Genomic DNA, 7,689 nt, shown 5'->3' with positions numbered 1-7,689 from the left:
ACCGAATGGTCGGGCTCGCTCGATCTGGGCCGCAGCGAAGCGGCGGTACAGCTGGATGCCGAGGGTTTCACCTTCCGCGGCCAGCACTACCCGTGGCCGGGCAAGCTGAAGGACCGCACGCTGTACTACTGGGATGGCGAGGAGTTCTGCTCCATCTCCCGCTTCAGCGGCTCGCTGATCAAGCTGGTGCCGACCGAGTGGGGCGCACCGACCTTCGAGATCGACGGCATCAAGATGCTGCCGACCTCCAAGCTGTCGCCGTTCGAGGACGCGCGCCGCAAGGTCGAGCTGGTCGCCCCGGCGGGCAAAAGCCTCCTCGATACCTGCGGTGGGCTTGGCTACTTCGCCGCCTGCGCACTGGAGGCCGGCGTCGGCCAGATCCGCTCGTTCGAAAAGAACGCCGACGTGATGTGGCTGCGCACGCTCAATCCGTGGTCGCCCGATCCTGACTCAGCCGCCGCGGGCGGCCGCCTGCACTTCAGCCACGGCGACGTCTCGCAGCAGATCGAACAGGTCGCCAGCAACAGCGTCGATGCGGTCCTGCACGACCCGCCGCGCTTCGGCATTGCCGGCGAACTGTACTCGCAGGTGTTCTACGACCATCTCGCCCGCGTCATCCGCAAGGGTGGCCGCCTGTTCCACTACACCGGCGCGCCGAACAAGCTGACCAGCGGCCGCGACGTGCCGCGCGAAGTGGCCAAGCGCCTGGAAAAGGCCGGCTTCAAGGCCGAGCTGGCGCTCGATGGCGTGCTGGCCGTCAAGCGCTGAGGCTCACTCGCCTTCCACCTTGGCCAGCTTCATCACCCACTTCGGTACTTCCGGCTCGCCGGCGTAGAACGCCTTGGGCTTGTTCTCGGCCATCGCCCAGCGGTGCAGCCAGCTCGGCCCATAGCGACCACTGTAGCCCTCGGCGCCGCGCGCATAGGCGGGGTCGCGCACGGCTTCTTCCAGCGACACGAAGCGATAGCCACGGCGCTTGGTGGCCGCCACCAGCTCGGCGAACGTCGCCGCGTTGAGCTCGTTGGCATGCATCAGCCACACCTGCGGCACCGCATACCCCAGCAGCGCCTGTGACTGCTGCTCGTAGTAATCCACCTTGTTCAGCATGTACGGCACATAGCCCTTGCGCAGGCTCGCCAGCGTCGCCTCGCGCTGCGGTGAATCGGGCTGCTCGTTCATCACGTTGGCATAGGCGAAGGCCCATACCCACTCACCGTTGTCGACCGTCACCGGCGCAACGCGGTAGCCGTGCTGCTTGAAGAACACGTCCATCGCCACGCGGTCTTCCGGCGTACGGCCCGCACGCAGGTAAGGGTGGCGCATCCATTGCGGCGTCTGCCCACGCTCGGCCAGCAGCGGCCGCAGCACCTGCTCGCCGCGCAGGAAGTCCTGCTGGAACGCCGGCACGCCTTTGGCGTTGAGGTCCATGTGCGACCAGGTGTGGTTGCCGAGTTCGTAGCCGGCATCCAACCAGTCGCGCAGCATCTGCACGCGCGCCGGCTGCACCTGGCCATCCACTTCCAGCTTGTTTTCGTTGACGAAGCCCACCACCGGCACATCGGCCTGGCGCAGCTGCACCATCAGTGCGGCATGGCGTGCCTGCAGATCGGCCGGCACGATCTCATCCAGGCGCGCCCACGGCAGATCGTCAATGGTCACCGCGATGCGCCGATCGACTTCGGCAGCGTGGACAGTCAATGACAACAACAGCAACGGCAACGCACGCAGGAACAGACGCATCGGTACATCCATGGGACCAGGATGCAGCGACTGTAACGCGATTGGGCCTTGCCGCCGAGTGTGGATCCGGCCGCAGCGCCAGAGCGGGTCAGTCGGCGATGTACTGCGGCGGCACGTGGTCGGTCAACCAGACACCATTGGCCGAGCGGTGGAACACGTGCCCATCGGCATGCATGCGCCCTGCGTGCACGCTGAGGATCACCGGCGCACCGCGGCGAGCGCCGACCTGGTGGGCCGTCTCCCGGTCCAGTGACAGATGCACGTGATGGCGCTCGCCCGCACGCAGGCCCTGCTCGCGGATCGAGCCGACGAAGCGCGACACCGTGCCGTGGTACAGCCACTGCGGCGGCGCCACCGGCAGCAGTCCAAGATCGACCGCGACCGAATGCCCCTGGTTTGCGCGGATACGCTGGCCATCATCGCTCAGTGCAAAGCGTTGCTTGTTGCAGCTCGCCACGATGTGCTGCAGTCCGCCACGGTCGAGCGCGTGCCCGTGTGCAGCCAGCTTCTGCAGCAGTTCGTCGACGTTGGCCCAGCCCTGGCCGTCCAGGATCAACCCGATTTTCCCGGGTTCATGGCGCAGCACCAGGCTGAGGAACTTGCTGGTCTGCTTGGATGAAGTTTCCGTATTCATCGGCATAGCGTGCCGCAAAAGCGCCAGTTGGTGCCAGTCAGCGGCCCGCGCCAGCTTCAGAACCGGCTCAGCTGAGAGGTAGTGCGCCACAGCCACAGGCCGACCACCATCGCTGCCATCAGCAGTCCGCACAGGATGATGGCCAGCGCATCAGGTGCGTGCGGCGGCGTCAGGTCGGCCCTGGCGAAGATCTGCAACAGCCATCGCCGTATCGAGGACGGGAGCGCATGTCCGTCTGGTGTCAGGTCTGTCATGCATGCTGCAGGCAGCGCAGTGGTGATGCCCGCCCACACATGCTCATACAGTCGAAGCATCACGCTCGCCAGCAGCAGCGCCGCCGCATGCAGGGCAAGCAGGCCCCAAGCGCTGCGGCGCAGCGGTGCATCCACATGGCGCAGCCAGTGCACGCAGACCAGCAGCGTACCCAGCAGGGCCAGCACCAGCGTTGCCATCGGCAGCCAGCACAGCGGCTGCCAGTCGTCCAGCGCGCCTGCACGTGCCAACAGCTGCTCGGCAACCAGCATCCGGGCAGCAGGATCGGTGCCGCCACAGGCCAAAGACAGGGGCTCCAGCAGCAGGGCCACGCGCTGGTGGAAATGGCCTGCGGCCAAGCCCACCGACAGCAGCGCCAGCACCTGCAGCAGCAACAACATCAGGCCGGGGCCAAAGAAGCGTCCGAGGCGGGCAGTGAAGGCGGTCATCGACGTAGTCCCAGCGAGTGACGCGCATGCTAGCCAAGCCAACGGCCGCTGTCGGCTGGCAGATGCGACACGACCTTGGAGGATGCGCGATCATGTCCACTTCTTCAGGAGAGCTGGCGATGGTAGGGCTGTATCTGCTCGTGCGTACCCTGCTGCCGGTTCTGCTTGGCGTGTTGGTTGCGATGCTTGGCGCACGCGTGATCAATGCGCGGCTGGCCCGCCTTCCGCCGCGCGTGATTGCGCTGCCGGATGAAAGCCTGCTGCCCAGCCCCGCAGCACAGCGACGCTATCGCCGCATGCGTCGGCGCAGACCGGGCCTGCAGCACTTCACCCTGCCACCCAAGGTGCCGCGCAGCTGGGTCCTGCTCGCAGCAATGGCGTTCATCGGCACGGTAGGCCTGACCGTCTACCTGATGCCCGATGGCGCCCGCTTCCAGGTGCTGGTCGAGAGCACCTTGGGATATCCCTCCACCGTCATCGAAGTCCATGCGCCCATGCAGCAGCAGCTGCAGCTGCTGGATGCCTGCGCCCCCGTGCTGCATCGCACTGTCCGCCCCATCACCATGCGCTACCGCAGAGCCCGCACCGGCAATCCGGTCGAGGTACACGGGGTACTGCCGGTGCAGGTGCGGCACCGCGGCACGCTGCTGCAGGTGGCCACGGCGCAGCCGGTGGATGCGGCCGTGCTGCGCGATGCCCTGCACCAGTGCAGCGCATCGTCCAACGTTACGCTGACGATACAGCCGCGCACCGTGGCGCCATGGCGGGAATGGGGTTGGCAGCCGTGGCCGGGGCGCAGCGGCCAGTAAGGCTTCAACCGCGCGGCAGTTTCGCCGCCCACATGTTGTCCACCAGGTTCGGGTAACGGCGTCCGTTCTCCTCTGCCCGCTGCCGCGCCGCCGCCTTCTGCGCTTCCGTCAGCGGCTGCGTCTTCTGGCCCTTCGGGTTGGGCTTCTTCCAAGGCGGCGTGCGGGCAGTGGGCATGTGCGGATGATGCCGTAGTAGGTGTTACTTCTTCAGGAATTCCAGCAACGCCAGATTGAAATCATCGGCGTGGCTGGTATTGCAGCCATGTGGCGCATTCTTCAGCACCACCACCTCGCTGCCGGTGATGGCCGCATGCGTGCGCTTGCCTGAACCTTCAAACGGCACCGTCGCATCGCTGTCGCCGTGCAGCACCAGCGTCGGTACGGTCACCTTCTTCAGGTCCGCACGGAAATCGGTGGTGGCGAACGCCTTCATGCACCCCAGCGCAGCGGACTGGTCAGATTGATGGGCAAGCGCGATGGCGGCCTGGCGCTCGTCCTCGGTGACCATCAGCTTGCCGTCGGCACTGAAGAAATCGCGGGTAAAGCCGTCGAAGAACGACTCCCGGTCCTTCTCCAGCCCCTGGCTCATCTCATCCGCCTTTTCCTGGGTCAGCGGCCCTTCGGGATTGTCCGCGCCCTTCAACAGGTACGGCGGCACGGCCGCAGCGAACACCACGCTGTGCAGGCGGTCTTCACCATGGTTGGCGATGTAGCGCGCCACTTCGCCACCGCCCATCGAGAAGCCGACCAGGGTGACATCGCGCAGGTCGCGCTCGTCGATCAGTCCGGCCAGGTCAGCGGCCAAGGTGTCGTACTCGTAGCCATCGGYGGGCTTGTCCGAGCGGCCGAAGCCGCGACGGTCGTAACTGATCACCCGGTAACCGGCATCGCGCAGCAGCGGCACCTGCGCCTTCCAGGATTCGGCMGACAGCGGCCAGCCATGGATCAGSAYSACCGGGCGGCCGGTGCCGCCGGTGTCTTCAATGTGCAGTCGGACGGAGGAGGTAGCCATGGGAACTCCCGGGGGAAAGAGGAACCCAGCCTAGGCAATCGCACCGGAGCCGCCCGTGATGGATCCGGCTCAGGCCATGACATCGCGTACACGGGCACCGGTCAGCCGGCACATCGGTTCGCACCCGCATGGACGGCATTGGTCGGCCCTGCGCCGGTTTCGTCACGCCCCGCTTACCGTGCGCCATCGCCCATGCCAGTCTGCGCCGGACCTCAATGGAGCCACGCCATGCTGCTCGCCCTGCCCCTGCTCGCCGCCGCCGTCGCCGGCACCTCCCCCGCCAGCGACACCCTGCGCGAGCAGATCCGCGCGGCCGACACGCAGCTGTTCGCCGTGGCCTTCGATGCCTGCGATGCCGACAGGGCCGCCGCGATGACCACCGAAGACATGGAGTTCTTCCATGACAAGGACGGCAAGTCCGCCAACAGCCGCGAGGACTTCCGCCGCAGCGTGGCCACCCTGTGCGACAACGCGCGCAAGGGGGGCTGGCACCTGCGGCGCGAGCTGGTGGAGAGCTCACTGCAGGTCTTTCCGCTGCACGACGATCGCGCCCTGGAAATGGGCGATCACCGCTTCCATGAGCGCGGCGCCGATGGCGTTGAACGCTGGACCGGCCAGGCCCGTTTCATCCAGGTCTGGCGCCGCGTGAACGGTCAATGGCAGGCCGAGCGGGTGATCAGTTACGACCACCACCCGGCAGACAAATAAATATCACCACCGCAGCGCCCGCTCAGTCGCGCAGGTTGCTGGCGCGCGTCAGCATCCAGCAGCCGTAGCGGCGCGCGAAGGTGTAGGTATCGCGCTCGGCGTCGCTGCCGAAGGTCACGCGCTGCCCGTTGTCATCGATCGCTTCGATGCGTGTGGGCGCGTTGTAGGTGCCGGCGCGCATGCGCTCCAGCGCGGCCGGATCGCGGCTGACCGGTGAAGGCACGAACAGATTGAACGCGGCCAGGTAGCGGTAGCTGAAACGTTTCAACCGCGCGGCACCCTGCTCCAGCACGACGTGCGTGGGCGCCAGCCCCTCGTGGTCATCGCGCACGGTATGCATGGGCACCTCGTACTCCAGTGGGTCGGAGGTGTAACGCAGGCGCACCCGGTCATCGGCCGGGTCGGCGAAGCGTTGCAGGAAACGGGTGAAGTCCTGCGAAGGGCAAGCGGGATCGTCCGCCGCCACGGGCGTGTCAGCCACTGCAATACCTGCGCAGGCCCACAGCCCCATGCCCAGCAACAACCGCGCAGCCGCCTGYCCCCGTATCCGGTTTGTCTCCCCGTGCACCACCTTCTCCCTCCATCCATTGCAGCCGGGCGCCATCCCCTGCGCCCCGGGCCACAGGCTAGCAACAAGCGGTTACCGGCGCAGCCCGCGACCGTTTTACACTGGCCACATCCGGCCACACGGTAGCGGCCACATGGAGCCTCCAATGACCCCTGATGATTCCCTGCACCAGCAGATCCGCCAGAACGTAGCCGCACTGGACGAGAAGCATGGCCGTGCGTTCGACGCCACCAGCGAGAACGTGGCCGCCAGCCTGGCCGTCAAAGCCCGCGAACAGGGTCTGGAACGCGCCGACCACGTGGTGGTGAGCAACGCCACGGCCAACCTCCCGGCCGGGCACAACATCTTCGTGGTGCAGGGCGACCCGGCCAACCCGGCGCACCTGCGGGCGATGCTGCCGACCGCCGTGGCCGCGCAGACGCCGGCCGAGCAGTCACTGCAGAAGCTGGGGCTGGGCGGACAGCAGCCGGTGCAGGCCGAGCAGCAGACGCTGGATGCACAGGCGCAGGATCAGCAGCAGAACCCTGCGCATCGCATGGGGTGAATGCCGTCAGGCGTCGATGCCGTCGACGCCTGTCGCATGGGCCGGTATCAGCCCATTCGGGGCTGAGCGTGCTGCGTCTGCTGCTGCAGCTGATCTTCCTGCGCGACGCGGCTGGACTCACGGCCCTGATGCTGCACGCTGGCTTGCTGGTACACCTCTTCAACCGTGCCCTGCTGGGTATCGGCCAGCGAAAGACGCTGGCGGTTCGCGGCAGGGTCCGGTGAGGCGGTGTCGCCCGTGCGCTGCAGGAAGACATAGCCTGGCGAATCCGCCGCACCGCCACTGCTGAAAGCCACCTGCAAGGTATCGCGCTCGGTGTAGCCACCCTGCACCGCCAATCGCGTCAGGTGGCCCGCCAACAGCTCGGGCTGCTGTCCCGGCGGCAACCCTTGGCGCTCGGCCGCGTCCCCCAGCGCCGCACGCACCCGCTGGTCCAGCGGATGCAATGTGTCACCCGGCACACGTGCGTCGTTGGCCAACCGCTCACCGCTGCGCTCACCGATGTCGTCGTTCTCGCTCAGCAAGCGATGCTTCCACGTGCGCTCGGGCATCGGATTGGTCTTCGTACGATTGAGATCGCTGTTCGGGAACGGCGGCTCGATGCTGTCCACGCCGTGGATGTTGCGCAGCGGGCGAAAACCGTCCTTGCCCGCGCCCTTGCTGTCCAGGGGAATGCGGACATCCGGAAAGAGCTGCCCTGCGGGACCTCCAAAAGCATTCACGTCGATGCTTCTCTTTCGCTCGATGCCAGCGTGGTTCAGCGCTTCCCAGGTGAAGTCCACGCAGTTGTGGCGCACGTCCTCGTAGTGCTTGCTGAAGCCGAATTTCTCCGGGTCCGAGCCGAAGGCCTCAAGCTTCTTGTACTGCTCCTCGCTTATCTCGAGGGTGCGGGTGTAGCGTGGGTCCTTATAGACATCTGCGTCATCCGGCATGATGTCACCGGGCCCGTTGATGCTTCCGTGTACCTTGGGCG

General features: G+C 66.5%; 11 protein-coding genes. 4 read left to right on the top strand and 7 right to left on the bottom strand.

Annotated features, from left to right (window positions below; all coding sequences use genetic code 11):
* Nucleotides 1-768, top strand: a 768-nt coding sequence (locus AC1VAN_RS05985) for a class I SAM-dependent methyltransferase (protein ID WP_480985448.1), incomplete at its 5' end; no start/stop codon positions are given.
* Between the two features lie 3 nt (nucleotides 769-771).
* On the opposite strand, the gene AC1VAN_RS05980 is transcribed toward AC1VAN_RS05985, so the two are convergent.
* The 3 genes from AC1VAN_RS05980 to AC1VAN_RS05970 all read right to left on the bottom strand — a co-directional run bounded on the left by AC1VAN_RS05980 (nucleotide 772) and on the right by AC1VAN_RS05970 (nucleotide 3,075).
* Nucleotides 772-1,740 (bottom strand): polysaccharide deacetylase family protein, encoded by a 969-nt coding sequence (locus tag AC1VAN_RS05980; protein WP_442251601.1) that lies wholly within the window; start codon nucleotides 1,738-1,740, stop codon nucleotides 772-774.
* Nucleotides 1,741-1,828: 88 nt separating this feature from the next.
* Complete coding sequence (locus tag AC1VAN_RS05975; RefSeq protein ID WP_282279341.1) at nucleotides 1,829-2,374, bottom strand: RNA 2'-phosphotransferase; 546 nt, start codon at nucleotides 2,372-2,374, stop codon at nucleotides 1,829-1,831.
* Nucleotides 2,375-2,430: 56 nt separating this feature from the next.
* Nucleotides 2,431-3,075, bottom strand: coding sequence for a hypothetical protein (locus tag AC1VAN_RS05970; RefSeq protein ID WP_442251600.1), 645 nt, complete (start codon nucleotides 3,073-3,075; stop codon nucleotides 2,431-2,433).
* Between the two features lie 92 nt (nucleotides 3,076-3,167).
* On the opposite strand from AC1VAN_RS05970, the gene AC1VAN_RS05965 reads away from it, so the two are divergent.
* Nucleotides 3,168-3,884 (top strand): hypothetical protein, encoded by a 717-nt coding sequence (locus AC1VAN_RS05965; protein WP_442251599.1) that lies wholly within the window; start codon nucleotides 3,168-3,170, stop codon nucleotides 3,882-3,884.
* Between the two features lie 4 nt (nucleotides 3,885-3,888).
* Here the strand turns inward: AC1VAN_RS05965 and AC1VAN_RS05960 are convergent, their stop codons facing one another.
* Both AC1VAN_RS05960 and AC1VAN_RS05955 read right to left on the bottom strand, forming a co-directional pair.
* Nucleotides 3,889-4,059: a hypothetical protein gene (locus AC1VAN_RS05960; protein ID WP_099782623.1), complete on the bottom strand. Its 171-nt coding sequence runs from the start codon at nucleotides 4,057-4,059 to the stop codon at nucleotides 3,889-3,891.
* Nucleotides 4,060-4,083: 24 nt separating this feature from the next.
* Nucleotides 4,084-4,896, bottom strand: coding sequence for an alpha/beta fold hydrolase (locus AC1VAN_RS05955; RefSeq protein WP_480985447.1), 813 nt, complete (start codon nucleotides 4,894-4,896; stop codon nucleotides 4,084-4,086).
* A gap of 228 nt (nucleotides 4,897-5,124) precedes the next feature.
* Between AC1VAN_RS05955 and AC1VAN_RS05950 the strand changes: the two genes are divergently transcribed.
* Nucleotides 5,125-5,604, top strand: a complete 480-nt coding sequence (locus tag AC1VAN_RS05950; RefSeq protein ID WP_105163336.1) for a DUF4440 domain-containing protein — start codon at nucleotides 5,125-5,127, stop codon at nucleotides 5,602-5,604.
* Between the two features lie 22 nt (nucleotides 5,605-5,626).
* Here the strand turns inward: AC1VAN_RS05950 and AC1VAN_RS05945 are convergent, their stop codons facing one another.
* Nucleotides 5,627-6,085 (bottom strand): hypothetical protein, encoded by a 459-nt coding sequence (locus AC1VAN_RS05945; RefSeq protein WP_152543287.1) that lies wholly within the window; start codon nucleotides 6,083-6,085, stop codon nucleotides 5,627-5,629.
* Nucleotides 6,086-6,317: 232 nt separating this feature from the next.
* On the opposite strand from AC1VAN_RS05945, the gene AC1VAN_RS05940 reads away from it, so the two are divergent.
* Complete coding sequence (locus tag AC1VAN_RS05940; RefSeq protein WP_223483326.1) at nucleotides 6,318-6,716, top strand: XVIPCD domain-containing protein; 399 nt, start codon at nucleotides 6,318-6,320, stop codon at nucleotides 6,714-6,716.
* A 47-nt stretch (nucleotides 6,717-6,763) separates the two neighbouring features.
* Here the strand turns inward: AC1VAN_RS05940 and AC1VAN_RS05935 are convergent.
* On the bottom strand, nucleotides 6,764-7,689 hold a 926-nt coding region (locus AC1VAN_RS05935; RefSeq protein WP_480985446.1), incomplete at its 5' end, for a hypothetical protein.

It is taken from the genome of Stenotrophomonas sp. 05L44_2, from assembly GCF_056665995.1.
The sequence above is the reverse complement of the archived record's forward strand: the minus strand, read 5'-3'. Positions and strand labels throughout refer to the sequence as shown.